The organism is Prauserella shujinwangii (genome assembly GCF_003001955.1).
Lineage (GTDB): Bacteria > Actinomycetota > Actinomycetes > Mycobacteriales > Pseudonocardiaceae > Qaidamihabitans > Qaidamihabitans shujinwangii.
On the sequence record NZ_PVNH01000011.1, the window covers coordinates 208,876 to 233,357 of the forward strand.

Consider the following 24,482-nt stretch of genomic DNA (forward strand, 5'->3'; position numbering starts at 1 on the left):
GCGCACGGTGACATCTCCGATGTACCGTGACCGCCGGAAGAATCACCGATGTGACGGCGGAACGGCAGTCGCCGAATCGAAGGGGTTTGCCATTCAACGGATTCCGGGCGCGACGCAGAGCGTGCACCTCCCGTCCGCCAGCGCGGCCGCGGACGTCGTCGAAGGACTGGTCGAGAGTTCGCAGCACAGTCCATTCGGGATGGTGTACTTTCCCGAGCTGTCGCGGTCGCTCAGGCTGATCGACCTGGAGGACGCGTCCGCGCGCCGTGCCTCGTTCCTCCGGGCGCAGGACCTGCCGCCCGGAGAGGTCGTCGGCGTGCTGGCCTCACACCGGCCGGAGTTCCTCGTCGACCTCTTCGGTGTGCTGCGGGCAGGCTGTGCCGCGCTGATCCTGCCGTTCACGCCAGGCGCCCAGCACTACCAGGCGGGGCTGCGGGCGATCGTGGACGCGCTCGACACCGCCGGGGCCAAGACGGTCGTGACGGACAAGGGACTCGCCGGTGTCGGCGAGCGGCTGGCCGAGCTGTGTCCCACCATCCGGTTGGTCGGGCCGGGCCGCACCGCCGAGCGGGAGCCGCTGCCCCAGGTCTTCCACACGCAACCGGCGCTCGTGTACTTCCCTCCCGGCGCGGTCGAGGGACGCGCCGGGATCGCGCTGACTCACGGCCAGGTCGTCGCGGGTATCCGCGCTGTGCGGTGGTCGGCCGGGATCGGCCTGGAGGACGTGCTCGTGCAGTGGTTGCCGTTGCACGACCCGCTCGGCCTGTTCGGGTTGCTGAGCCAGGTCTTCGTCGGCGGACGCGTGCACGTGTTCCCGCCGCGCGCATGCGGCGCGGCGGCGGAGGGCGTGCTGCGGTACGTCGGCGAGTCACGCGCGACGGTGACGCTGGGCAGAGCCGCCGGGTACGCCCGGCTCCGGGAGGCGGCCGAGGCCGGCGCCACCGGCAGGCTGGATCTCGCGCGCTGGCGCGTCGCGCTCGTGGGTGGCGGGCTGACACCGCCGGAACTGACGCGGTTCTGTGCCGCGTTCGCCTCCTACGGTGTCCGTGCGGCCACGGCGACGCCGCTGTACCACGTCGCCGAGGCCGCCTTCGCGGTCACGTGCAAGCAGCCGGACACCGACCCGACCGTGGCCGCCGTCGACGAGACGGCACTGCGCGAGCGCGGGAAGGTCCGCCACGTCCACGAGGAGAAGGGTGAGGGCACGGCGCGGATCCTCTCCTCCGGCCATCCGGTGGTGGGCATGCGGGTCCGGACGGTGGGGCCGGACGGTGCGCCCGCGCCAGCCCACGTCGTTGGCGACATCGAGATCAGCGGGGGCGCCGTGATGTCCGGATACCACCGCGACCTGCGCAGCACGCTGAGGTCGGTGCGCAACGGGTGGTTCCGCACCGGCGACCGCGGCTTCCTGTGGAACGGCGAACTGTTCGTGACCGAGCCCGCCGAGCGGGTCGTGGGCGAGCAACGCGGTTAGCGCCGCCCTGCCACCCCTGGTGTTCCGGGCCGGGTGCCTTCAGCGCCGAGCCGGGGCCGTCACCGGGTGGCGGCCGGGTCCGTGGCCTCCTGGGTGACGATGTCGTCGGCGAGCGGGGCGATCGTCGCGATGATCGTGTCCGTGGTCGGCCCCGGCACGCCCGCGGCGAGCAGCGACTCGGTCAGATGCCCCGCCACCAGGTCGAAGTGCTCCCGCTGGATGCCGCGGCCGCGGTGCACCTCCCGCATCGGCCTGCCGCCGTAGTGGTCGGGCCCGCCGAGCGCGGCGGCGAAGAACTCCACCTGCCTGCCCTTGAGCTGGGACATGTTCGTACCGGCGAAGAACGACGCCAGCGCCGGGTCGGCGAGCACCCGCCGGTAGAAGTCGTCGACGACCGCGACGAGCGCATCCTGGCCACCGATCTCCTCGTACACCGTGGTCATGATTCCTCCACATCCGTGCCGGACTTCCTGAGCTTCTCGGGTAGCCGCGCGAGCTTGTCGATCTCCTGCGCGAACGCCGACGACGTGGCCTGGAGCTGGACCTGCACGGCGTGGCTGAACGCCCGCAGCCACGCCAGCCTGCGTTCCATCTCCTCCAGTTCGGCGGCGTAGCCGTCGCCCGCACGGGCGCGGTAGGCGTGCGCGGCCTCCTGGGCGGCGTCCTCCGCCCGCTGTTGCGCGTCGTGGAGGATCGCGTCGGCCTGCCTGCGTGCGTCCACCGTGACGCGGCGGCAGTGCGCCTCCGCCTGCGCGATGTAGGCCTCGGCCTGCAACTGGGCCTCGGAGAGCAGGTTCACCGCCTGCACGTCGAGCTGCTGGGCGGGGACCGCGTCCACGTTCTCGCCGTGGTCGCGATACCAGTTGCGCAACCGGTCGATCTCGGCGCGCAGGCGGGCGTTCTCCGCCTCGCCGGCGGCGATCTCCTCCGCGAGCCTGCGCTGGAACAGCTCGACCTCGTCGGGATCGACCCCACGGCGGCCCAGTGGCGACTTCTTGAAGGTGATGTTGCGGATCCGGTCGGGCGTGAGGACGCGCCGGAATCCGGGCTGGCGATGGTCATTGGCCTGCAAAGTCATCCTCGATGGTCCTCGTCCGCTGTGCCTGAGCCGGTGAGTTCCGGTGCCGTGCCCGCGTAGCTGGTGAACTCCTCGCGATGGACGCGCTCCGGGCCGATGCCCGTGGCGCGCAGCGCGTCGCACGTGCCGGAGACCATCTCCGGCGAGCCGCACACGTAGACCTCCTCCTCCGGCCACGGCCCGTACCGCAGTGCCACGTCGACGAGCCTGCCCCGCTCGCCGCGGAACCCGGGGTCGTCGGAGGCCACCGGCACCACCCGCAACCCGGGCAACGTGCGCTCGAAGCCGCGGATGGCCTCGGCGTCGTAGAACTCGCGAGCCGTGCGGGCCCCGACGAAAAGCTGGACCCTGCGCTGGAGCCCTTCCTCGGCGATCTGCTCCAGCAGTGCCTTGAACGGCGCGAACCCGGTGCCGCCCGCGAGGAACACCACGTCCTGTTTGTGGTCGAGGGTCAGGCTGTGCCCGACCGGAGCGCCGAGCCGCAGCACCTCGCCGACCTGCACGGCCTGCACGAGCGCCGAGCTGACCGGCCCGCCGTCGACGAGCCGCACGTGCAACTCGATCCGGCCGTCCGGGCGCGGTGCGTTGGCCGGCGAGTAGTACCGCCAGAGCCGGGGCCGCAGCTGGGTCTCCACCGCGATGCTCTGCCCAGGCACGTACGGCATCGGCGTCGCGGTGCGCACCGTCAGCACGGCGACGTCGAGGCTGCGCCGTTCGTGCGCGACCACCTCGGCGTCCCACCACGGCGGTGAGGAGGTGGCCGCGCTCTCGGCCGCCTCGTTCATCACCTGTGACACCAGGCCGTAGGCCTCGGTCCAGTCCGCCGCCAGTTCCCGCGTCCACCCGTCACCGAGGAAGTGCTGCAACGTGGCGAGCAGCGCCTGCCCGACGGCGGGGTAGTGCTCCGGCGCGACGGAGAACTTCCGGTGGTCCCTGCCCAGTTGCTGCAGGAACGGCACCGCGTTCTCCAGGTCGTCGACGTGGGCCACGATGTGCCCCAGCGCCGTGAAGAGTTTGTCCCGCTGCCCCGCCATGGCCGCGGGGAACATCTCCCGGGTACGGGGATGGAGCAGGAACAGCGTGGAGTAGAAGAACAGCGGTACCTGGCCGCCGTAGGAGGCGACCGCGTTCCAGCTGGCGCGAAGTCTCGGGATGTCCACGGTCAGCGCGGGATCCGGCCGGACCGCGACCGGCGCGCTGTGTCGTGGGTGGCGGGGGACCTCCGGCTACCGCTCGAGCTCATCGACTTCCTTCCCTGACAGCACGCGATCACACGCACGCCCTTCGTGACGGTCCCCGAGCAAGCGGGAGCATATTGCTCCTGCATCTTGCAATCAAGGCCTTGCGATCGTCGATTGGACGTGCTGTGCGAACTCGTCGGGGCGCTCCAGGGTCAGGGTGAGCCCGGGGTGCCGCAGCAACCCGAGTGGCTCGCTGCCGCGCACGGGTTCCCGGAAGCGGACGCACACGCCGCGCGCGGTGCTCGTGCCGAACGTGAGCCCGCGATCGCGCAGCGACAGCCGCACGCCGATGGCCTTGATCGCCGAGTACGGGCCCGTCACCTCGGCGCCGGCGAGGTTGCGGGCCGGGGTGGAGATCGCCCACGGACCGAATCGCACGCGCAGTCCGGCCTCGCCGATCTCGGCGAACGCGGTGTCCTCGCGAACCCCGAGCAGGGCGAGCGGCAACTGGAAACGGCTCTGGAAAGCGAAGTTCTGGCGGACGTTCATGGTGCTGGACCGGCCTCTCGCGTTTGAAGGAGGCCCCCGTGGGGCAATCAGCCGCGGCCACTCGGGAGAGGGAACGAACTGTGTACAGCGATGAGATGACCGCGACCGCGCGGGGACTGAGACGGTATGTGGAGCTGGTCGCGGAGGAGCTGCGGATGCCACCCGCCTTCTGCGTCGACGTGGACGACCGGGCGACCGTGTACTTCGCATTGGAACAGCGGGTGCCGCGTTATCCGGACCGCGACCTCGCCCTGCTGTGGGACGAGGAGAACGGGTGGGCGATCGGCGTGGAGTCCGGCTGCGGGGAGGACATCATCGTGCTCACCTACCTCGGCGAGGACCTCCTGCCTTCGCCGGGGCTCGTGGCCCGGTTCGTGGACGACTTCATGGCCGACCGCTACCCCGGGAGGCCGGACCCGCCCGGCCTGCGCTGCGCCGGCACACTCGACGAGCTGGGCGAGCGGCTGACCCGGTTCGGCAGCGCGGGGTAGGGCGGCGCTCAGCGCCGGATGCGGAGCCGGAAGTCCCGGCGGGGCCGTTCCGTCGCCGCGAAGGTGGCCGCCGTGACGGCGCCGTAGGCGAGGTGCGGGATCGCGTCGCTCAACCACGCCTCGGCGCCCCACTTCCGCGGGTCCGTGATGCCGAGCGCGGTCATCGGGGCCGCGGTGCCCACCATCGCGGCGAGGCCGGTCACCGTCCCGCCGGTGAGCGTCGAGGGCCGCCAGCCGAGTCCGCGTGCCGCACCGTAGGCGGCCCCGATCGCGGTGCCGGTCAGGATTCCCATGAGCGCGCCCAGGCCGGAGACCCGGTTGCCCCGGCTGTTCTCGTCGCCGGGCACCGAGACACCGGTGCGTTTGGTGAACTCCTCCACCGTCTGCTCCGGGGTGCTGCTGGAGGGACGCGCCCGCAGAGCCATGTCCAGGTACGTGGTCGTGTTGAGCGCGGTGGTGCCCGCGGCACCCGCCGCGGCGCCGCGCAGAATCGATGTCAGCATGACCGGGGGATACCCGGTGGACGTCCGGCAAACGTGCGAACTCACGCGGGTTCGGTGACGCCCGGCTCGGTCGCGGTCAGCCGTCGTCGCGGTGGTCGCGGAGTGCCGCGAACCTCTGCTCCGCGCGCGGCACCAGCACGATCACCATGCCCGACAGCGTCATCCGCAACGGCAGCCAGCCGCCGACGTCCCCGGTCCGGCCCAGCTGCCACGCGAACAGGCCGCCGAAGCCGAACAGCAGGATCATGCCGTACAGGCGTGCCGTGTGGTGCCTGCGCGCGAGCATGATCCCGAACATCCCGACGACTGCCTGCACGCAGTGCTGGGCGGCGGTCACGGGCAGCACCTGCATGACTCCCAGCGCGAGATTCGCCGCGCCCACCACCAGAGTGAGTGCCTGGGTCCGGCTGAACACGTACTCCGGATAGCCGCGCGGCGCGCGGGCTACACCCCGGTGCGGCGCAGGATCCGTGCGGTGAGCGTCGTGAGCCGTCGGGCGGCGCCGGTCCACGACTCGGTTTCCGGGTTCGCGGTGAGCACCACGACGACGAACCGGGCGTCCGCACCGAGCAAACCGGTCGTGTGCAGGACCCGCCCGAAGCGGCAGCACGACCAGCCCTGCTTGACCGCGCGGGGGATCCCGGCCGCCGCGGCGGCGTCCGGGATGCCGAAGGACTGGTCGAAGCCGTCCGCGCCGTACGTCGTCGCCGACCGCAGCCCGGCGAGGATCACCTCGCGGGTCCGGTCCGGCGCCTCCTCCAGCACGTACTCGTAGACGCGCACCACGTCGTCCGGGGTGACGACGGTGTCGCCCCACCGCCCGGGGTCCTCCGCGGGCCGGGTCGCCGTGAGCGCGAGCCGTTGCGCCCACCGGGTCACGATCCCGGTACCGCCGTACTCGGTCCACAGCGCGCTGGCGATCGGGTCGTCGCTGCGCGCCAGCATCGTCACCACCCGTCGCCCGGGCTCGCCCCGTTCGAGCGCCTCCAGCGCGATGAGCAGCTTCACCAGCGACGCGGAGGTGAACTCGGCGTCCGGGCGGTGGGCGAGGACGAGGCGGCCCTCGCTGCGGTCGAGGACGGCCACACCCAACCGGCCGGACAGGGCGGGCGGCGGGTCGAACCGGCCCGGCAGGGGTTCCGGCGCGAGTGGCCGGTCGCGCGGGGTGGTCGCCGGAGCAGGGGTGGTCCGCGCGTCGGCCGGAGCCGGCGGGGGCGCGGTGACCAGCCCGGCGAGGCCGATGGCCAGCGCGACGGCGGCGACCACCGCGAGCGCCGTCAACAGGGGGATGCTCGGGTTGCGCATACCGGCCGTTGGCCCCTCGGCCGCCGTGCGCTGCAGAATGACCCGCGGGGTGTGGAATGGATCTCGCCACGGCACCGATCCCGGGACGCGCGCGCCGCGAGCGGACAACAGGCGGGTGTGAGTGGAATAGCCGGGTTCCGGACGGGCGTGGAGGAAGGACGTGGGGAGGTGGCCGACGGGGATCGGCCCGACCTCGCGTCCGGTGACCCGCAGGTCGAGTTCGCCAGGCTGTTCGACGCGCACGCGCGACCGCTGCGGGCGTACCTGGCCGGGCGCGTCGGTGCCGACGTGGCGGACGACCTGGTCGCCGAGACCTTCCTGCTCGCCCTGCGCAAGCGGGCGTCGTACGACCCGGAGCGCGCACCGGTGCGCGGATGGCTGTACGGGATCGCGACCAACCTGCTGCGCAACCACGTCCGGCACGAGGTGCGGGGTTTCCGGGCGACCGCCCGCGCGCACGGGGGCAGCACGGCTGAGCACGTCGAGGACCACGAGACCCGGATCGCCGAGCGCATGGACGCCCACCGGCACGTCCGGGACCTCGCCGCCGCGCTGGCCCGGCTGAACAAGATCGATCGGGACGTCCTGCTGCTCACGTCGTGGGCGGAACTGGAGCCCTCGGAGGTGGCCGAGGCGCTCGGGGTGCCGCCGAGCACGGTGCGCTCCCGGCTGCACCGGGTGCGCCGCAGGCTGCGGAACACGGTGCTGGAGCGGCACGGGGAGGATGGCGATGCGTGAGGAGCCCGGCAGCCGGCACGACGACCGGCTCGACGAGGCACTGGAGCTGCTGCACCGGGACCGGCGGAGCGAGCACGCCGAGCTGGCGGACGTGCGCGAGCGGGTGCTGGCCGCCGCCAGAGCGGAGGCCGACGGTGAGGTCGTCCGGTTGCCGCGTCGCGTGCCCGCGTCCCGGCGCTGGCTGCCCGCCGTCGCGGCGGCGGCCGCGGTGCTGGTGCTCGCGGTCCTCGTCCCCGGTGCGGGATCGTGGTGGTCGCCGCCGGATTCCGCACCGGAGCAGGCCGCGGTGCAGCCCGCACCGTCTGCGCGGGACGTGCTCGAGCGGGCCGCGGGCGCGGCGCTGCACAGCGGTGACCCGGTCGTGCCCGAGGGCGCGTACCGGAGAGTGACCGAGCACGCGGCGGCCGCCGTGCACATCCGTTTCGAGGACGGCGGCGGGTACTCCTACCTGCGGGAGAGCAGGCAGGAGACGCGGGTGCCGGCGAACACGGGGGACGTGTGGCGGGTGCGCACCGTACCGCTGGGCACCCCGCGGTGGCTGGGCGGCACGGTGCCCGAGTTCCCCCTCGCCGAGCAGGAGAAGGCCCGCTCCCGCGACGAGCGGTGGCACCTGTGTGACCGCGGCCTCCTCGCGGTGTCGTGTGACGGCGTCAAGGGCGCGGGCGAGCCGGTGCGGGACCCCGGCCCGCTCTACGACGCCGTTCCGCGCGAACCGGGCGAGCTGCGCACGTACCTGGCGGAAGCCGCCGCCCGGGAGTTGTTCGTGCCGTCGCCGGAGCGGGTCGAGCCCGCCGGGGACGTGTGGGACGCCGCGGTGTTGCTGCTCGCCGACGGCCTGGTGCCCGCCGACCTGCGGGCGGCGCTGTTCCGGGTGCTCGCCGAGCTGCCCGGGGTGCACGTGACCGAGCGGGCGGCGCACGCGGGCGAGCGGACCGGTGTCGCGGTCGGCACCGAGGGCGACCGGCGGGTGCGGGAGGTGATCGTCGACCCGGGCACGGGTGAGTTCCTCGCCTCCCGCGTGACGGCCGGGCCCCGGCCCGAGCAGCCCTGGCTCAGCCCGGGCACCCTGCTGGAGCTGCGGGTGGTCAGCACGACCGTCGTCACGGGCGCCGGTGAGGTGACCGGCACCGCGTCGGCACCACCCCGGTCCGTCACGGAGACCACGCGATCGGGGCCGACCGAGGCGGCGCCGTCGGTCACGGTCTCCGTGGAGCGGCCATCCGGGTAGGCCTCCTCGCCGGAGGCCGGTCCGCCGCCGCAGAATGACCGCTCAGGCCGTCGGCGCGGAGGTCGCGGATGCGGGTCGTCACCAGGGAGCAGGTGGTGCGGGGCGGGTGCCGGTACTTCGTGCGCCGCGGCACGATCGACATGGACGCGCTCGCGGCGAGCCTCGCCATCAGCCGGGCGACGCTGTACCGGGTGGTGCGCGCCAGGGACGCCGTGCTCGGTGACGTGCTGTGGCTGCTCGGCGACGACCTGCTCGCGCGGGCCCGGCGCGAGCGGCGGCGCACCGGTGTGGACGGCGTGCTCGAGGTCACCCGCCGTTTCGCGGTGCTGCTGCGGGACGCCGAACCGTTCCGCGCGTTCCTGCGGGCGGAGCCGGGGACCGCCGCCCGCGTGTTGTTCCACCCTTCCGGCGGCGTGCACCGGCGTGCCGTGCTGGCGCAGCGCGACATCCTGCTGGAGAACCGGACGGAGTCGTGGGCGCCCTCGGACCCGGAGCAGCTGGCCTACCTCTACGTTCGCATCGTCGAGTCGTTCCTGTACGCCGACCTGCTGGGTGGGACCGAAGTGGCGTTCACGCACGCCGAGCGTGCCGCGCGAGCGCTGCTGACCGGGCGGAGCTGACGCCTGCGACAGCCGTCTCAGGTTTCCCGCGCACGGTGGTTCGCCGGGTGAGCATCCGCTTAGTGTGGCTCTCCCAGCGATCCCACCGAGGAGCACGACGATGCGCAGACGATGGCGCCGGCTCGCGACGGCGGTCCTCGCCGCGGGCCTTGTCTCCGCCGTTCCGCCACCCGCCGTCGCGGGCGGTTCCCTACCCGAGGTCGTGGGGCCGATTCCGGGCAGCGTTCCCGGCGACCCGCGCGCGCCCGGCCTCGCCGACACCTACCCGTTCTTCTCGACCCCGGACGACCTCGCCGCGCGGGGCTACGTCGAGGAGGAGTTCTACCTCTCCGGGGCCGCCGACGGGTGGAGCCTCGACGGCAGCAGGGTCGCCGCCGACGTGCCGTACACGACGCGGCTCGTCGTGCGCCGCCCGGAGAGCCCGCGGCGGTTCACCGGAACGGTTCTCGTCGAATGGCAGAACGTGACCGCGGGCTACGACCTCGACGCGCTGTGGGAGGCCGACGCGATCACCAGGGCGGGCCACGCGTGGATCGGCGTCTCCGCGCAGCGGGTCGGCGTCGACCACCTCCGCGGCTGGAGCCCTGCCCGCTACGGTCGGCTCGACGTGACCGGCGGCGGGGCCTTCACCGCCGACGAGCTGTCGTACGACATCTTCGCGCAGGCGGCCGAGGCCGTGCGGAAGCCGGGACGGCACTCGCCGCTCGGCGGTCTGCGCGCGCGGACCGTCCTCGCCATCGGCGCATCGCAGTCGGCCGCCAGGATGACGGTCTACTACGACCGCGTCCTGCCCCAGGTGCGGCCGGTCTTCGACGGCTACGCCTTCGTCGTGGGCAGTGCCCCGAGCAGGCGGGGCCCCGAACCGGTGTTCCAGGTGCTGTCCGAAACCGACGTGCGGTCGGCGCGGCGGCCGCCCGACACCGACCGGTTCCGCCGCTGGGAGGTCGCGGGAACCGCGCACTCCGGCCACCGCGGCCAGGTCTACCGTGCGCCGATCGCGGAGCGGGACCTTGGGGGCGCACCGAGCTACGAGTGCGACCGGCCGCCGTTCAGCCGGGTCCCGATGCACCACGTCACCGCGGCCGCCTACCACCATCTCGTCCGCTGGGTGGAGCACGGGACGCCGCCGCCGGTCGCGGAACCGCTGGAGTTCGAGGCCGACGGCGTGACGAAGCGCAGGGACTCCCTCGGCCTCGCGCGCGGCGGCATCCGGCTCTCCCAGGTCGCCGTCCCGACGGCGCTCAACACCGGGGACAACGGCGGGGAGTCGTTCTGCTTCCTGTTCGGCTCCCACGAACCCTTCGACGAGGAGACGCTGGACCGGTTGTACCCGGCGCGCGGGCGCTACCTCGGTTCCGTGCGGGCCGCCGACCACGGCAACGTGCGGAGCGGTTTCCTGCTGCCCGCGGACGCGCGCGGCAACTGGCGGGAGGCCCTGGCGAGCGACGTCGGCCGGTGACGCCGGTGGCGGCGGCTGCCGCGCCCGCAGTCGCCGCCACCGGTGGTCACGGAGCGCCGACCTCGGTGCCGGGGTCGCCGTCCACGGCGGCGGCCAGTTGCGGCACCAGCCGGTCCAGTACGTAGGGCAGGCTCAGCACCGACACGAATGAGACGGCCTTGCCGTAGTCGGAGCCGTCGTCGATGAAGACCTGCCTGCCCTCCTCGACCACGCGGAGGTTCTGGTAGGCGGCGTCTTCGCGGAGCTTGGCGTCGCCGTCAGCGAGCAGCCACACGATCGCGTCGGTGTCCAGCAGGTCGACGCGTTCCCGGCTGATGTTGGCGCCGAACTGGTCGCCGATCGCCTTGTCGACCTCCTCCGGCAGGCGGAAGCCCAGCGCGGTCAGGGTTCGCGTGCGCGGGTCGTCGCTGCCGTACACCCAGTAGCCGTCGAACACCGTGGCCACGAGCGCCGTCGCACCCGCGAACTCCGGGTGCGCGCGGCGCGCCTCGGCGAGCCGCCGCTCGACGTCGCCGACCAGCCGGTCCGCCTCGCCGGCCCTGCCGACGGCCTTGCCGACCGTCTTCGTCACCTCCTGCCAGGGGACGCCGAAGTCGGGGTACCCCTCCGGTGGCGCGATCGTCGGCGCGATCTGGGACAGCTTCTCGTAGTCCTCCTTGGTGAGGGAGGAGTAGATCCCGACGATGAGGTCGGGCCGCTGGGCGGCCACCTTCTCGAACTGCACCCCGCCGGTGTCGTCCAGCACCTCGGGCGGCTGGGCCTCGCCCAGTTCGTCCCGCGCCCACGCGCCGACGGCACCGGGGTCGTCACCGAGCCAGCGGGTGGTGGCGACCGGGACGATGCCGAGGGCGAGCAGTGCGTCCTGCTCGGTGAGGCCGACCGTGACGACTCGCTTCGGCTCGCTCTCGATCGTCGTGGCACCGTAGCGGTGCTGGATCGTCACGGGGAAGGCGCCGCTCGCGTCGCCCGCTCCCGGCGAGTCCTCCGGTGCGGACCCGTCTCCGGCGCAGGCCGACACGAGCAGGGCGACGGAGACGGCGCCGGCCGCGAGCGCGCGGCGGCGCGACATGGTCGTATGCATGAGGCTAGGCTTACCTAACCGCAGGGCCGGGTCAAGCCGGGGGGCCTGTGAGTTCCGGAATACGGTCGCCGTAGCGCGCCATGAGCTCGGCGTTGTGCTCGTCGCCACCCGGCACGTTCGAGCTGGTCCACAACGGCAGCTTGGTGCCGCGCGCGGTGGCGAGGTCGGTCAGTTCCGCGAGCAGCAGCGACCACAGGTACGAACACAGGATGGTGGAGACCGCCGACGTGCGCGGCTCGTCGGCGGGATGTGCCACGTCGCCGGGCGGCACGCCGGTGTCGAGCACGACGGTGGCGTGGTCGGCGAGGCGGGTGCCGGTGCGGTCGCTCGCCGCCGCCGAGGCGGGCAGTGAGGTCACGGCGATCACCGGGACCTTCCGCGCCAGCGCCTCCTGTGCCACCTCGACCGGGTACGGGTTGCGCCCGCTGGTCGAGAAGACGACCACCACGTCGGATGGGGTGGGGGCGGCCGCGGCGACGACGGCACGACCACGGCCGGGCTCCCGCTCGGCGACGGAGCTGCGCCGCGCACCGGCCAGCGGCAGGATCTCCGGATCCCACAGCGGCCGGACCGCCGCCAGCCCGCCCGCGCGGTAGAAGGTCTCGCACACCATCGCGAGCGAGTGCCCCGCTCCCGCCGCGTGGACCAGGCCGCCGCCGTCGACGGCGGTCAGCATCAGGTCCGCCGCCTCGGTGATCGTGTCGCGCCTGTTGTCGATGTCGTCGAGCAACGCCCGGACGGCGTCCCGCATCCCCGCACTCCTCCCGTTCGGCACCGACACGCTAGAGCGGCAGGCCAAATTTGTCCAGACCAATCCGCCGGTTGGCGTCGCTGCTGAGGCGTCGGGGCTACCCCGACCTCTTCCCGGATCCCGCCGTGACCGTCACCCGACGCCGAGGGCTCCACCGTCGCGCTGGGGCGAGATCGCCCGCGGCGAAGCCCTCACCGGAATCGGTCCCTCCGGGCGCGTGCTCCAGTGGTACGTCCAGGGCTGTGCCCGCCGGAGCCGGGCCCTACGCGGGTGTCGGTCGGGATGCGCGAGCCCGTGCGGGTCACCGAAGGCCAGCTCCGCGCAGGCGAGGTCGAGCTGCTGGCCGTTGGGTCGCCTGCTCACCCAGCAGCGGCTCGCCGGCGGCACGCGGCCGAGCACGGCGTCGGCTGCACCGAACCGGATCTCGACGGCGCACGGCGGCTCATCGCCTATCGGGTCGAGTGATCGGCAGCGTCGGCCACCTGCCGAGCTGCACGAGTCAGGATGGCGCGGGCGTCGTCGCCCTCGGCGGCGACCGACCAGAGCCGGTCGAGGTATCGCTCGAACAGCTGGACATCTTCGGGGGCGCGGGTGGCCAGTTCGGTGGTGATCAGCTCGATGGTGACCACGTCGTCTTTCATGACGAAGTTGTGCGTGATCCCCGCTGGGAGCTGTGCGCCGAGCGGGATGATGCCGAGGCGCAGGGCAGGGAGTCCCTGCAGGGTGATCAGGCGATCGATCTGCGCGAGCATCACCGACGACGGCGCAGCCGGAAACCACAGTGCGGCTTCGGTCATCAGCAGTTCGATCGTCTTGGTCTCGTCGTAGAGCACCTGCTGGCGCTCCATCCGGGCCCGCACGGCGTCTTCGGTGTCGCGGGGTGACTCGTGCATCTCGGCGAGCGAGGTGAACACGTGGCGTGCGTACTCGGCCGTTTGCAGGAGGCCGGGTACCAGCGTGATCGAGAATCCGCGGATGCGGCGCGCGTCCCGTTCGGCCACCGCGACCACGTCCTGCACGGGCCGATGCCCGGCACGGAGTTGGCGGCTCCAGCGTGCCTCTTCCAACCGGATCGCACGGAGTTCGTCGCGCAGCTGGGCGAGCTGCACGCTGTCGAGGGTGAGCGCGGCGGCGACCGCGACGAGGTCGGAGTCGGTGACGGCCTGGCGGGCGCGCTCGATTCGGCTGACCTTCGAGGCCGGCCAACCGAGCTGCTCCGCGAGCCGTTTGCCGGACAGGCCAGCGGACTCGCGAAGCAGTCGGAGTTCGTCGCCGAGCGCGAGGCGACGGGGATTCACTTCGTTCAAGGGCTACTCGGGGCGTGGTAGTCGGTGTGCCGGATCGCGTGCGGCCAGACCGTATCGCGGTAGGCCCGGTGCGTCGCGACGACCTGCGGGTCACCGCTCACTTCGAGTTCGCGCAGCAGCCGATCCTCGCCGAAGCGCATGATCGCGACGAGCTCGTCGTCGAACAGGTAGAAGTCGTAGCCGGGCATACCCAGCTCGACGGCCTGGCGCTGCGGGATCCACCGGATGTCCTCGCCCGCGTCGATGTTGACCTGGGTCTGCTCGATCAGCCACCGGAGGTATTCGGTGAGCGGCTCGGTGAGCATGCGCACCCGCTGCCACGACTTCCCGGTCGCGGTGAGGTCGCGAATGAAGTCGAGCCACGGCCGCTTGGCTTCGAGATCCGGCGGTAGCCCGTCGCGCCACCGCTGCAGCTTGGCCTCGTCAACCGCGTAGTCGCCCTGGCACTCCCACCGCCAGGCGCTGCGCCGGAAGCGGCGGAACAGCTCATTCAGCTCGTCGCTCGGGCTCATTCGTCCTCCCGCGGCAGGAACCGGGCCAGCGCCTTCGGAATCTCGACGACGGTCTCGTGTTCGGGGACGCCGTTGCCGCGCTTCCGCAGCACGGCGAGCGCCTCCGGGTCGGTAACGATGTCGCCTTGCACCAGGAAGGTGTCGCGGTCGGTCTCGTAGACGGTCGGGCAGTTGCCCTCATCGGACGTGGTGCCCAGGAACGTCACTCGCATTGGGTCCTCCTCGGATGAGCGGTACGCCCCACATCGTCGGCGCAATCCGAGCACAACGGCAACGTACAGCCGTGTGACAAGCCCGCTGAAGGCAGGCACGCAGCGGCAACAGCGCTACTCCGTCCGTGTATCACTGTGCTGATATTGCTGTGATTGCTTGAATTGCTGTTCCGTCAGGCGGATGATGACCGCGTGGGCACGCGGAAGGCTCCCGAGTGGTTGACCGCCGGGCAGCAGCAGCACCTCATCGTCGAGGTGCGCATCGACGATGCGGGAGCGACGTTCTTCCGGACGCGCTGCGGCTGGCTGGTCTGGCCGTGCCGGATCGATTCCCACCTGGTCGGGCCCATCCGGTGCCAGACCTGCGCGTGGCTCGCCGGCGGCACGCCAGCGAAAGCGGGAGCGCGCTGATGACAAACCGCGTACTCCTGGTGCTCGTCCTCGCGACCCTGGCCCTCGTCGGCCGCCTCGGTGTCAGCCTGTTCGCAGGGTGGTTCTGCCCATGAGCTGGCTACGCGACAGCCGGGGCCGGGTCTATGACCTGGACGGCGACGGGCCCCTCGACGACGAGGACGAGGTCGAGGAGGTGGCTGATGATCGCCCGCGACCGTGACCTCCTCGCCCGGCTGATGACCGTGAACACACAGCTCGGTCGGCTGACCGTGACGCTGCTCGACGGACAGGACGGCGGCGAGCTTCCCGCCGGCGGCTGCCACGCACTGGGGGAGGCGCTCTTGGCGCTCGGGCAGGAGATGCAGGCCCGCGCCGACGAGCTCGAGGGACGCGTCATCGAGGGCGCGCGATCGAGCCGTGACGGGGCCGGAGTGGTTCTGGGTCGCTGGGCGTCATCGGGCTGCTGGTCATCGCGTGGCTGTTCCGTGACTGAGCCGCCGACCGTGCCGCTGCCCGTGTGGCCGCACGATGCCGAACCGACTGAGCGGCTGCCCGCGACCGGGCCGATCTGGCCCGCACAAGACCTTGACGAGCCGGACATGACCTGGCGGCTGCGACCGCCGGAGCGCGAACCCGCGTTCCTGGCCGGAGTGGCACGGGCCCTGAGACGGCTCTGAACAGCACACGCGAGAAAGGAGAGGACAGTGGCAGCGGCCGAGGAGATGGTGCGGCGCGTCAACCACGCGGTGAACGTCGATGCGGAGCGGCTCTACGCCGGCAAGGACGCGGACGAGCAGCATGCGCGGCAGGTGCTGCGTCAGCGGGGTTTCCACCTGCTGGAGCTGGGGCTGTGCGAGGCGGCCGAGGGCGGCGTCGATACTCGCGGTATCGACGCGGCCGTCCGGTCCGCGTTCGGCCTTCCCGCCCGCCTGAGGGCTTCCGGCGGTGACGAACCTGCGGAAGGTGAGACCATGGCCAAGACGTCGGACGACCGCCAGATCTGCACATGCCCGGCTTGCCACGGGTCCGGCACCCAGTAGGTGAAGCGCGCGGGGCATGGAGACCGTCGAGTGGTCGGGTCAGATCGTGGGACGACCATCGTGACCGATGAGCGGGACGACGGGCAGCCGCGCGGGCCGATCAGCACGCTGTGCCACGACTGCGGTGGCGAGGGCCTCAAGTGGGTGCCGACGCTCGTGGTCACGACGGGCAGGCGATGACGAAGATGGCGGCGAAGCCCTGCCCCACCTGCGAACGCTACCGCGGCCGCGGGCGGCTGCCCGGCTTCGCTCCCCCCATTTAGCGCCTGCTGACGGCGCGCGGGGCCGCCGGCCCGGCGGTGTGGCCGCTACCCGCACGGCCCTCTCCAGCAGGGGATACCGCGTGCGGCGCCCGATGTGCCAGAGTTGGCCCGTGGCCGCCGAACAGCGGAGCGCAACGGAGCGAGCCGTCGAGCACGTCAACGCGCTCGACGCGTTGCTGCGCGAGCGCGACGGCCTGCTCACCGTGCTCGACCGGGTGGTCGCCCTGCACGGGACCGCCCGGCTCATCCGCGAGAGTGTCGGCACCGACTCCGGCTTCGTGGCCGACATCGACGGTCCCGAGCAGGCGGTGATCCGCTGGCTGTCCGGTACCAGGACCAGCGAGCTGCAGAACCTCATCGTGCCGGTCGGGCAGGGCATCGGCGGCCGGGTGCTCGCGCTCGGCAAGCCGGTCCGGGTCAGCGACTACGTCAGCTCCCCCGCCATCACGCACCAGTTCGACGCGCAGGTGCGCGGCGAGGGACTGGGCGCGATGCTGGCCGTGCCGATCATCAGCAGGCACGGCGGCGACGAGCGGACGGTCGCCATCGCCTACGCCGCCATGCGGCACACCGCGGACTTCGGCGACGACGCCGTGCGGCGTCTGGAACACATCGCCGAGCAGGCCGCCACCGCGTTGCACATCGCGGGCTGCGCGGAGTCGGCGAGGGAGGACGCGGTCACCGCCGAGCGGCAGCGCATGCAGAGCGCCCTGCACGATTCGGTCGGCGCGCTGCTGTTCTCGATCGGGGTCCAGGTCCGCGACCTGCACGAGGCGATCCGCGACAACCCCGCGCTCGACAGCAGGCTCCGGCGGCTGGAGTCGGACGTGTCCGCCGCCTCCAGCGCGCTGCGGGAGTCCTTGCTCGCGCTGTCCGAGACCACGCCCGAACGCGCGCTGCCGGTGGAGCTCGCCGAGCACACGCGCTCGTTCGAGGCCCGGTGCGGCGTGCCCGCCCGGTTCGTCCAGCTCGCGGACGTGCCGCCGATGGACGTCGAGCGCACCCGGCTGCTCGTCGCCGTCGTCCGGGAGGGACTGCTCAACGTGGAGAAGCACGCCCGCGCCTACTCGGTGGTGGTCAGCCTGGGACCGTGCGACGGCGGGGTGCAGGTGGTCGTCGCCGACGACGGCAACGGCGAGCCGGACGGGACCGGGCCGAGCACGGGGATGGGCGTGCGCACGCTCGCGGAGCGGGCCGCCCGGCTGGGTGGCCGGGTCAGCCTGGTCCGCGACGAGGACGGCGGCTGCACCCTGCGGGCCTGGGTGCCGGATGTCGAGCACCCGGCATGAGTGCGAAGGTCATGGTCGTCGACGACCATCCGGTCGTCCGGGACGGCGTGATGATGCTGCTGCGGTCCGACCCGAACCTGCGCATCATCGGCTCGGTCGAGTCCGGGCGCGCGGCCATCGAGCAGGTGTCGGTCTGGCGGCCCGACATCGTGCTGCTCGACCTGCGACTGCCCGACATGCTCGCGCCCGAGGTGATCTCCGGGCTGCGGCAGGAGTACCCGGCCGCCCGGATCGTCGTCTTCACCGCGCACGGTGACCACCAGGGCGTCGTGGCGGCGCTGGAGGCCGGTGCCAACGGCTGCCTGCTCAAGGACGTCGCGGGCACCGACCTCGTCTCGGCGATGCGAAGGGTGCTGCGCGGGGAGCGGGTGGTGGACCCGCGGATCCTGCCGGACGACGGGCAGCGCTCCGACGCGCTCGCGCGCAGCGGGCTCACCCGGCGCGAGTACGAGGTGCTGCGGCTGGCGGCGCAGGGCAGGACGAATCCCGAGATCGCCGAGGCCACCGGGCTGACCAGGAACACGGTCAAGACCTACCTGCAGTCGGCGCTGCACAAGCTCGGCGCCCGCAACCGGGTCGAGGCGATCGGCAAGGCGAGCGAGGCGGGCCTGCTCTGACCGCGCCGTGACCGGCCAACGCGGTCGGCGCACTGGTCGTCACTCACCGGCTACCTCTCCAAGTGGGGGTGGCCCGCGTGCGTGCGGCGACTCAAGATAGCCGCCACTGGCAGTGACGCCAGTCACACGACCGAGGAGGTTGAGTGCGCACGGTTGGGTCATCCAAGGACACGCTGTGTTGACGGTCCGGAACCTGCACGTACGGTACGGCCGCTCGGTGGCCGCCCTGCACGGCATCGACCTCGACGTTCCCGACGACGGCGTGCTCGCCGTGCTCGGCAGCAACGGCGCGGGAAAGTCCACCCTGCTCCGCACGATCTCGGGCACGCTCCGGCTGCACCGGGGCACCGTCTCCGGCGGCGAGGTGCGCTACGGCGAGCGCCGCATCGACAGGCTGGACCCCGCGGCGATCGTGGGACTCGGCGTGGTCGGCGTGCCCGAAGGCAGGCAGATCTTCGCCAGGATGTCCGTCGACGAGAACCTGCGGGCAGGCGGCATCGGCGCCCGCTCCGCCGAAGACCGGGCGCGGGCGCGGGAGCGGGTGCACGAGCTGTTCCCCGTGCTCGCCGAGCGCGCGAGGCAGCGCGCGGGCCTGCTCTCCGGTGGCGAGCAGCAGATGCTGGCCATCGGCAGGGCCCTGATGGCCGGACCGAAGCTGCTGCTGCTCGACGAACCCTCGCTGGGACTGGCTCCGAAGATCGTCGAGCGCATCGCCGGGATCATCCGGGAGATCCACCAGCAGGGCACCGCCGTGGTCCTCGTCGAGCAGAACGCCGTGATGGCCCTGCAGGTGGCCGACCAGGCGGTGGTGCTGGAGACCGGCACGGTGGCGCTGGCCGGTTCCGCCGCGGAGCTCTCCGCCAGCGAGGAGGTGCAGCGGCTCTACCTCGGCGGCCACGCCGAGTCGGACACCGCGGCCGAGGAGGAGGCCGCCCTCGCCCGCAGGCAGCGGGTCGGTGCCAGGGGCCTGTCGAGGTGGACCGGATGACCCCCGCCGAGCTGCGCGTCGAGAACGTCACCCTGCGCTTCGGCGGCCTGCGGGCGCTCGACTCCGTGTCCTTCGACGTCCAGCCGGGCTCGCTGCACGCGCTGATCGGCCCCAACGGCGCGGGCAAGTCGAGTTGCTTCAACGTGATCTGCGGGCTGTACCGGGCCAGCGAGGGACGGGTGTTCTTCGGCGACGTCGAGCTGACCCGCCAGCGCCCCAACCGGCTCGCCCGGCTCGGCATCGGCCGGTCGTTCCAGAACGCCGCGTTGTCGTCGCATTCGACCGTGCTCGACAACGTCATGCTCGGCAGGTTCGCCCTGACCAGGGGTGGCTTCCTGGAGTGCGGGCTGCGGCTGCCGTGGATCACCCGCACCGAGCGCAGGCACGCCGAGCGGGCCGCCGAGATCTGCGAGTTCCTCGGCATCGGCGACGTGCTGCACACCCCGGTCGGCGCGTTGCCGTACGGCGCGGTGAAGCGGGTCGACATCGCCCGCGCGCTCGCCGTCGAACCCGCGCTGCTGCTGCTGGACGAGCCCGCGGCGGGCATGAACGCGGCCGAGACCGCCGAACTCGCGCACACCATCCACGAGATCCGCGCCGAACTGGGCATCTCGATCCTGCTGGTGGAGCACGACATGGGACTCGTGATGGGCATCGCCGACCGGGTCAGCGTGCTCGACTTCGGCCGGCTGATCGCCGACGGCACGCCCGCCGAGGTGCAGGCCGACCCCGAGGTCGTGCGGGCGTACCTCGGTACCGACCACAAGGAGAACGCGTAGTGGAGACGTTCGTTCAGCTGGTGGTGAACGGCTTCGGCAAGGGCGCCGTGTTCGCGTTGCTGGCACTGGGTTTCGTGGTGATCTTCAAGGCCACGGAGGTGGTGAACTTCGCCCACGGCTCCCTCGTGCTGTTCGGTGGTTACCTCGTCGTGGCCACGCGGGAGACGCTCGGCTGGGCCGGGGCGGCCGTGCTCGGTGTGGTCAGCGCCGGAGTGCTGGCCCTGCTTGTGGAACGGTTGCTGCTGTCGAGATCCCGGCTCGCCGATCCGTTCAGCCTCGCCCTGCTCACCATCGGTGTCGACGTGATCATCACCGAAGAGATCGTGCGCAGGCTCGGTGTCTCGCTGCCGTTCATCGGCGACGCGTGGGACGCGCAGCCGGTGCAGGTGGGCGGGGTGACGCTGTTCCGCACGCACCTGGTGGCGATGGTCGTCGCGACCGTGCTGATCACCGCGTTCTTCATCGCCTTCCGGTACTCCAACTGGGGCGTGGCCATGCGGGCGCAGGCGGAGAACAAGGAGGCGGCCGCCCTCGTGGGCATCCGCAGCTCGCGGGTCACGGCGACCGCGTGGCTCGTCGCGGGCCTGCTCGCGGGCGTGGCGGTGCTGTTCATCGCCACCCAGGACTTCTCGGGTGCCGGGTTGTCCCGGGGCACCCATTCGATCGCGCTGGCTGCCTTCCCCGCGGCGATCCTCGGCGGGCTCGACTCCACCGCGGGCGCGATCGTCGGGGGGCTCACCGTGGGCCTGGTGGACGCCCTCTCCACGCACTACGTGTCGTTCGCCTTCGCCAAGAGCGCCGTGTTCCTCGTGATGCTGGTCGTGCTGGTCGTCCGGCCGTCGGGGTTGTTCGGGACGAGGGAGAGTACCCGTGTCTGAGTCCAGCACGACGAGCGCGACGACCGTCGCGGAGTCCCCACCGGAGCGGCCGGACCCACGCCCGCGACCGGTGCGCGCCCGCGGTCCGATGTGGTGGGTGCGAGCCCTGCTGTGGCTGGCCCTGCTGATCGTCCTGCTCGCGCTGCCGCTGTACCTGGAAGCGCAGTGGTTGCGCGCGGGCGAGTACATGATGGTCGGTGCGGTCGGCGCCATCGGCCTGACCCTGCTCACCGGGCAGGCGGGCCAGCTGTCGCTCGCGCACGCGTTCTTCCTGCTCGCCGGTGGCACCGCGTACACCGTGCTCGCCGGTGGCCAGGAAGGCGAGCGGAACCTGGTGGGGTTCAACCTGCCGCCGCTGCTCGCGCTGCTCGGGGCCGTCGCGATCACCGCGCTGCTCGGCATCGCGTTCGCTCCGGTCGCGGGCCGGTTGCGCGGCATCTACCTCGGCGTGGCCTCGCTGGCACTGGTGTTCCTCGGGCTCTACTTCGGACAGGCCGCGGAAGGCCTCACCGGCGGGACGTCGACCGGCCGTGCCCCCGAGCCGTTCTCCCTGTTCGGTTTCGAGTTCTCGAACGAGGGCGACCTGGAGATCCTCGGCGTCCCGTTCCGGCAGTCGGAGCGGGTCTGGTACCTGTTCCTCGGGCTCCTGCTGATCGCGTTCCTGCTGGCGCTCGGGGCCGTGCGCAGCCGGGTCGGCAGGTCGTGGCGCGCCGTGCGGGACAACGAGGCCGCGGCCGCGGTGATGGGCGTGAGCGTGGCCAGGGCCAAGGCGGGAGCGTTCGCCGTCTCCTCCGCCTACGCGGGTCTCGCCGGGGTGATGACCGTGCTCTGGTTCGACATCCTCAAGCCCGACGAGAGCGAGTTCGGCACCTACGGCATCAACGTCTCCATCGCGTTCCTCGCGATGGTGATCATCGGCGGGCTCGGCTCGGTGCCGGGGGCGCTCGTGGGCGCGGTGGTCGTGAACGGGCTGCCCCAGGTGCTCGCGCTCTACTCGACGAAGCTCGGCTGGTTCACCGGGACCGGCGAGGGTGCCTTCACCCCCGTCTTGATCAGTTCGTTCGTGTACGGCGCGGCGATCATCCTCGTCGTGCTGTTCGAGCCCGGCGGCCTGGCGGCGATCGGCCGCAGGATCGCGGGCCGCCTGAGCAACCCAGCGCGTGGAAGGGAATGAGACATGAGGCGATGGACAGTGGTCGCGTGCGCGTCGGCACTCGTGCTGGCGTCCTGCGGCACCAAGGGCGGGGGCGGAGACGAAGGGGGCGAGGGCGCCGGGGGCGTGCGGACCGGCGTCGGGGTCACGGACTCCACGATCACCCTCGGCGTGATGACCGACCAGACGGGCCCGTTCAAGAACCTGTCGACCGGGATCACCCACGGCAACGAGCTGTGGGTGGAGGACGTCAACGCCCAGGGCGGCGTCTGCGACCGGGAGATCAAGCTGGAGATCGTCGACCACGGCTACAAGGCGGACACCGCGAAGACCCTGTACCCGCAGCTGGAACCGAAGGTGCTCGGCATGGTGCAGCTGGTCGGCTCCCCGGTGACGGCGGCGCTGAACAGTGACCTCGAGGGCGACGAGATGACCACCACGCCCGCGTCGTGGTCGTCCGAACTGCTCGACAACCCGTACCTGATGATCGTCGGCACCACCTACGACGTGGAGATGATCGACGGGCTGTCGTACCTGCAGGAGCAGGGCATGATCGCCGACGGCGACACGGTCGGGCACATCTACATCGACGGCGAGTACGGCTTCAACGGCCTGCGCGGCGCGCGGTACTACGCCAAGCAGCACAACCTGAAGCTGCGCGAGGTCAAGATCACCTCCAGCGACAACGACCTCACCAACGTCGTCACCGGCCTGCGTGGCCAGGGGGTGAAGGCCATCCTGCTGACCACCACCCCGACCCAGACGGGTTCGGTCGCGGCGGCCAACAAGGCACTCGGGCTGAACGTCCCGATCCTCGGCAACAACCCGACGTTCGACCCGCTGCTGCACAACAGCCCGGCCGCGGGCGCGCTCGACAACCTGTACGTCGTGGCGAGCAGCGTGCCGTTCTCCGCCGACATCCCCAAGATGCAGGAGGTGGCCAGGAAGTACGAGGAGGCTGGCTTCACGGAGCCGCCGAACGCCGGTGTCCCGTACGGCTACGCGGTGGCCGAAGTGTGGGGCACGGTGCTGCGGAAGGCGTGTGACAACGGCGACCTCACGCGGTCGGGAGTGCACGAGGCGCTGCAGCAGACGACATCCGCCGAGACCGGTGACCTCGTGGCGCCGCTGGACTTCTCGAAGCCCGGCGCGCCCGCGACGCGGCAGGTCTACGTCGCGCAGCCGGACAAGTCGGTGCCCGGTGGCATGAAGTACGTCAAGGAGCTGTTCGTGTCCGAGGACGCGAAGACCTACCAGGCCCCGCACGAGGGCTGAGCGATCCGCGGGTCACCTGTGGGCAGTGAAGGCCACCTCCAGTGCGTTGAACGCACTGAAGGTGGCCTTCACTGCCGCGGGGCACGAGCGCAAGCCCCTTTTCAGTGTTTGGAAGGATTTCGCCCGCGTATTGATGGTGCTCAGCGCGACATGTGAGTATTCGGCAATGAGTCAGCGTTCGACACCTCCGTTCCGCGCAGACCACGTAGGCAGCCTGCTCCGGCCCGCCGAGCTCCGTGCGGCCAGGGAGAAGGCCGCACAGGGCACGATCACTCCCGGCGAGCTGCGGGAGGTGGAGGACAGGGCCATCCGCGGCGTCGTCGAGCTGCAGCGCAAGGCCGGCCTGCGGTCCGCCACCGACGGCGAGTTCCGCCGGGCGTCGTGGCACATGGACTTCATCTACCAGCTCGGTGGCGTGTCGCAGAGCGACGAGCGGCTGCACGTCAAGTTCCACAACGCCGCGGGCGACCTGGAGTTCAGCCCGCCCGGATTGCAGGTCGACGGGAAGGTGCGGCTGAACAAGACCATCTTCGGCGACCACTTCGCGTACCTGAAGTCCGTTGTGGACAGCGGCGTCACTCCCAAGCAGACGATCCCGTCGCCGAGCATGGTCTACTACCGGGGCGGCCGGGCCGCCGTCGACGAGCAGGTGTATCCCGACCTCGAGGACTTCTTCACCGACCTCGCCGCCGCGTACGCCGACCAGATCAAGGGCATGGGTGCGCTCGGCTGCACCTACCTCCAGCTCGACGACACCAGCCTTGCCTACCTCAACGACCCGAAGCAGCGCGAGCTGGTGGCGCGCATGGGCGGCGACCCGGAGACGCTGCACCTGCGCAACATCAAGACGATGAACGCCGCGATCGAGGCCAAGCCGGAGGGCATGGCGATCACCACGCACCTGTGCCGGGGCAACTTCCGCTCGTCGTGGGCCGCCGAGGGCAGCTACGACTTCGTCGCGGAGGCACTGTTCAACGAGCTGAACGTGGACGGCTTCTTCCTGGAGTTCGACGACGAGCGCTCCGGCGGCTTCGAGCCGCTGCGGTTCGTGCCGAAGGGCAAGTACGTGGTGCTCGGGCTCGTCACCACCAAGCGGGGCGAGCTGGAACCGATGGAGACGCTGGAGCGGCGCATCGAGCAGGCCGCCAAGTACGTCGACATCGACCAGCTGTGCCTCTCCCCGCAGTGCGGGTTCTCCTCGACCGAGGAGGGCAACGACCTCACCGAGGAGCAGCAGGTCCGCAAGCTCGAACGCATCGTCGAGACGGCAGCCAAGGTCTGGGGCTGATCCGCGCACGTCCGCATGTCATGAGTGGCT

The 24,482-nt window shown here is 71.8% G+C and carries 30 protein-coding genes; 18 read left to right on the forward strand and 12 right to left on the reverse strand.

Annotation, left to right across the window (positions count from 1 at the left end; all coding sequences use genetic code 11):
- Positions 1-199: 199 nt before the first annotated feature.
- A complete protein-coding gene (locus B0I33_RS25135) occupies positions 200-1,474 on the forward strand; it encodes an AMP-binding protein (RefSeq protein WP_181193446.1) in 1,275 nt (424 codons plus the stop codon).
- A gap of 59 nt (positions 1,475-1,533) precedes the next feature.
- Here the strand turns inward: B0I33_RS25135 and B0I33_RS25140 are convergent, their stop codons facing one another.
- From B0I33_RS25140 to B0I33_RS25155, 4 genes are all read right to left on the reverse strand, one after another.
- Positions 1,534-1,917, reverse strand: a complete 384-nt coding sequence (locus tag B0I33_RS25140; protein ID WP_106181344.1) for a group I truncated hemoglobin — start codon at positions 1,915-1,917, stop codon at positions 1,534-1,536.
- Entirely contained in the window at positions 1,914-2,552 is a 639-nt protein-coding gene (locus tag B0I33_RS25145) for a DivIVA domain-containing protein (RefSeq protein WP_106181345.1), read from the reverse strand. Before B0I33_RS25145 ends, B0I33_RS25140 begins: the two co-directional genes overlap by 4 nt.
- The gene (locus tag B0I33_RS25150; protein WP_106181346.1) at positions 2,549-3,712 is read right to left on the reverse strand and encodes a globin domain-containing protein; all 1,164 of its coding nucleotides are present in this window, start codon (positions 3,710-3,712) and stop codon (positions 2,549-2,551) included. The genes B0I33_RS25145 and B0I33_RS25150 overlap by 4 nt, the downstream gene beginning before the upstream one ends.
- 174 nt (positions 3,713-3,886) lie before the next feature.
- A complete protein-coding gene (locus B0I33_RS25155) occupies positions 3,887-4,282 on the reverse strand; it encodes a hypothetical protein (RefSeq protein WP_106181347.1) in 396 nt (131 codons plus the stop codon).
- A gap of 95 nt (positions 4,283-4,377) precedes the next feature.
- On the opposite strand from B0I33_RS25155, the gene B0I33_RS25160 reads away from it, so the two are divergent.
- On the forward strand, positions 4,378-4,773 hold the full coding sequence (locus B0I33_RS25160) for a DUF6292 family protein (protein ID WP_106181348.1): 396 nt from the start codon (positions 4,378-4,380) through the stop codon (positions 4,771-4,773).
- Positions 4,774-4,781: 8 nt separating this feature from the next.
- Here B0I33_RS25160 and B0I33_RS25165 read toward each other — a convergent pair whose 3' ends face one another.
- From B0I33_RS25165 to B0I33_RS25175, 3 genes are all read right to left on the reverse strand, one after another.
- Positions 4,782-5,276 (reverse strand): hypothetical protein, encoded by a 495-nt coding sequence (locus B0I33_RS25165; protein ID WP_106181349.1) that lies wholly within the window; start codon positions 5,274-5,276, stop codon positions 4,782-4,784.
- 76 nt (positions 5,277-5,352) lie between these two features.
- Positions 5,353-5,691, reverse strand: coding sequence for a DUF4383 domain-containing protein (locus tag B0I33_RS25170; protein WP_106181350.1), 339 nt, complete (start codon positions 5,689-5,691; stop codon positions 5,353-5,355).
- 29 nt (positions 5,692-5,720) lie between these two features.
- Complete coding sequence (locus B0I33_RS25175; protein WP_146147558.1) at positions 5,721-6,557, reverse strand: serine hydrolase; 837 nt, start codon at positions 6,555-6,557, stop codon at positions 5,721-5,723.
- Positions 6,558-6,749: 192 nt separating this feature from the next.
- Between B0I33_RS25175 and B0I33_RS25180 the strand changes: the two genes are divergently transcribed.
- The 4 genes from B0I33_RS25180 (at position 6,750) to B0I33_RS25195 (ending at position 10,626) form a co-directional block, all read left to right on the forward strand.
- Positions 6,750-7,319: an RNA polymerase sigma factor gene (locus tag B0I33_RS25180; RefSeq protein ID WP_245901044.1), complete on the forward strand. Its 570-nt coding sequence runs from the start codon at positions 6,750-6,752 to the stop codon at positions 7,317-7,319.
- Positions 7,312-8,547 carry a CU044_5270 family protein gene (locus tag B0I33_RS25185; protein ID WP_146147559.1) on the forward strand — a complete coding sequence of 412 codons (1,236 nt, stop codon included), beginning with the start codon at positions 7,312-7,314 and terminating at the stop codon, positions 8,545-8,547. The genes B0I33_RS25180 and B0I33_RS25185 overlap by 8 nt, the downstream gene beginning before the upstream one ends.
- A 68-nt stretch (positions 8,548-8,615) precedes the next feature.
- Positions 8,616-9,167 (forward strand): QsdR family transcriptional regulator, encoded by a 552-nt coding sequence (locus B0I33_RS25190; protein ID WP_106181353.1) that lies wholly within the window; start codon positions 8,616-8,618, stop codon positions 9,165-9,167.
- A gap of 100 nt (positions 9,168-9,267) precedes the next feature.
- Positions 9,268-10,626 (forward strand): alpha/beta hydrolase domain-containing protein, encoded by a 1,359-nt coding sequence (locus B0I33_RS25195; protein WP_219927262.1) that lies wholly within the window; start codon positions 9,268-9,270, stop codon positions 10,624-10,626.
- A 46-nt stretch (positions 10,627-10,672) separates the two neighbouring features.
- Here the strand turns inward: B0I33_RS25195 and B0I33_RS25200 are convergent, their stop codons facing one another.
- Together B0I33_RS25200 and B0I33_RS25205 are read right to left on the reverse strand one after the other, a co-directional pair.
- A complete protein-coding gene (locus tag B0I33_RS25200; protein ID WP_106181354.1) occupies positions 10,673-11,707 on the reverse strand; it encodes an iron-siderophore ABC transporter substrate-binding protein in 1,035 nt (344 codons plus the stop codon).
- Between the two features lie 31 nt (positions 11,708-11,738).
- Complete coding sequence (locus B0I33_RS25205) at positions 11,739-12,458, reverse strand: SIS domain-containing protein (RefSeq protein ID WP_106181355.1); 720 nt, start codon at positions 12,456-12,458, stop codon at positions 11,739-11,741.
- A gap of 282 nt (positions 12,459-12,740) precedes the next feature.
- On the opposite strand from B0I33_RS25205, the gene B0I33_RS25210 reads away from it, so the two are divergent.
- The gene (locus B0I33_RS25210) at positions 12,741-12,923 is read left to right on the forward strand and encodes a hypothetical protein (RefSeq protein ID WP_146147560.1); all 183 of its coding nucleotides are present in this window, start codon (positions 12,741-12,743) and stop codon (positions 12,921-12,923) included.
- On the opposite strand, the gene B0I33_RS25215 is transcribed toward B0I33_RS25210, so the two are convergent.
- Genes B0I33_RS25215 through B0I33_RS25225 form a run of 3 tightly spaced genes read right to left on the reverse strand, consistent with a single transcriptional unit; the run spans position 12,908 to position 14,489 of the window.
- The gene (locus tag B0I33_RS25215; protein WP_245901061.1) at positions 12,908-13,756 is read right to left on the reverse strand and encodes a helix-turn-helix domain-containing protein; all 849 of its coding nucleotides are present in this window, start codon (positions 13,754-13,756) and stop codon (positions 12,908-12,910) included. The genes B0I33_RS25210 and B0I33_RS25215 overlap by 16 nt on opposite strands.
- Positions 13,757-13,761: 5 nt before the next feature.
- Positions 13,762-14,277, reverse strand: coding sequence for a DUF6879 family protein (locus B0I33_RS25220; protein WP_106181358.1), 516 nt, complete (start codon positions 14,275-14,277; stop codon positions 13,762-13,764).
- On the reverse strand, positions 14,274-14,489 hold the full coding sequence (locus B0I33_RS25225) for a hypothetical protein (protein WP_106181359.1): 216 nt from the start codon (positions 14,487-14,489) through the stop codon (positions 14,274-14,276). Before B0I33_RS25225 ends, B0I33_RS25220 begins: the two co-directional genes overlap by 4 nt.
- Before the next feature lie 153 nt (positions 14,490-14,642).
- Between B0I33_RS25225 and B0I33_RS25230 the strand changes: the two genes are divergently transcribed.
- The 11 genes from B0I33_RS25230 to B0I33_RS25280 all read left to right on the forward strand — a co-directional run bounded on the left by B0I33_RS25230 (position 14,643) and on the right by B0I33_RS25280 (position 24,452).
- The gene (locus B0I33_RS25230; protein WP_146147561.1) at positions 14,643-14,900 is read left to right on the forward strand and encodes a hypothetical protein; all 258 of its coding nucleotides are present in this window, start codon (positions 14,643-14,645) and stop codon (positions 14,898-14,900) included.
- A 182-nt stretch (positions 14,901-15,082) separates the two neighbouring features.
- On the forward strand, positions 15,083-15,559 hold the full coding sequence (locus B0I33_RS30580; RefSeq protein WP_245901046.1) for a hypothetical protein: 477 nt from the start codon (positions 15,083-15,085) through the stop codon (positions 15,557-15,559).
- Between the two features lie 27 nt (positions 15,560-15,586).
- Complete coding sequence (locus tag B0I33_RS25240; protein WP_106181361.1) at positions 15,587-15,922, forward strand: hypothetical protein; 336 nt, start codon at positions 15,587-15,589, stop codon at positions 15,920-15,922.
- A gap of 373 nt (positions 15,923-16,295) precedes the next feature.
- Entirely contained in the window at positions 16,296-17,474 is a 1,179-nt protein-coding gene (locus B0I33_RS25245; protein ID WP_245901048.1) for a GAF domain-containing sensor histidine kinase, read from the forward strand.
- Entirely contained in the window at positions 17,471-18,091 is a 621-nt protein-coding gene (locus tag B0I33_RS25250; protein WP_106181362.1) for a response regulator, read from the forward strand. The genes B0I33_RS25245 and B0I33_RS25250 overlap by 4 nt, the downstream gene beginning before the upstream one ends.
- Before the next feature lie 175 nt (positions 18,092-18,266).
- A complete protein-coding gene (locus tag B0I33_RS25255) occupies positions 18,267-19,079 on the forward strand; it encodes an ABC transporter ATP-binding protein (RefSeq protein WP_106181363.1) in 813 nt (270 codons plus the stop codon).
- Positions 19,076-19,858, forward strand: a complete 783-nt coding sequence (locus B0I33_RS25260) for an ABC transporter ATP-binding protein (RefSeq protein WP_106181364.1) — start codon at positions 19,076-19,078, stop codon at positions 19,856-19,858. Before B0I33_RS25255 ends, B0I33_RS25260 begins: the two co-directional genes overlap by 4 nt.
- On the forward strand, positions 19,858-20,736 hold the full coding sequence (locus tag B0I33_RS25265; protein WP_106181365.1) for a branched-chain amino acid ABC transporter permease: 879 nt from the start codon (positions 19,858-19,860) through the stop codon (positions 20,734-20,736). Before B0I33_RS25260 ends, B0I33_RS25265 begins: the two co-directional genes overlap by 1 nt.
- Positions 20,737-20,824: 88 nt before the next feature.
- Positions 20,825-21,910 carry a branched-chain amino acid ABC transporter permease gene (locus B0I33_RS25270; RefSeq protein WP_106181451.1) on the forward strand — a complete coding sequence of 362 codons (1,086 nt, stop codon included), beginning with the start codon at positions 20,825-20,827 and terminating at the stop codon, positions 21,908-21,910.
- A 3-nt stretch (positions 21,911-21,913) separates the two neighbouring features.
- A complete protein-coding gene (locus tag B0I33_RS25275) occupies positions 21,914-23,164 on the forward strand; it encodes an ABC transporter substrate-binding protein (protein WP_106181366.1) in 1,251 nt (416 codons plus the stop codon).
- Between the two features lie 166 nt (positions 23,165-23,330).
- Positions 23,331-24,452 carry a 5-methyltetrahydropteroyltriglutamate--homocysteine S-methyltransferase gene (locus tag B0I33_RS25280; protein ID WP_106181367.1) on the forward strand — a complete coding sequence of 374 codons (1,122 nt, stop codon included), beginning with the start codon at positions 23,331-23,333 and terminating at the stop codon, positions 24,450-24,452.
- Positions 24,453-24,482 lie beyond the last annotated feature (30 nt).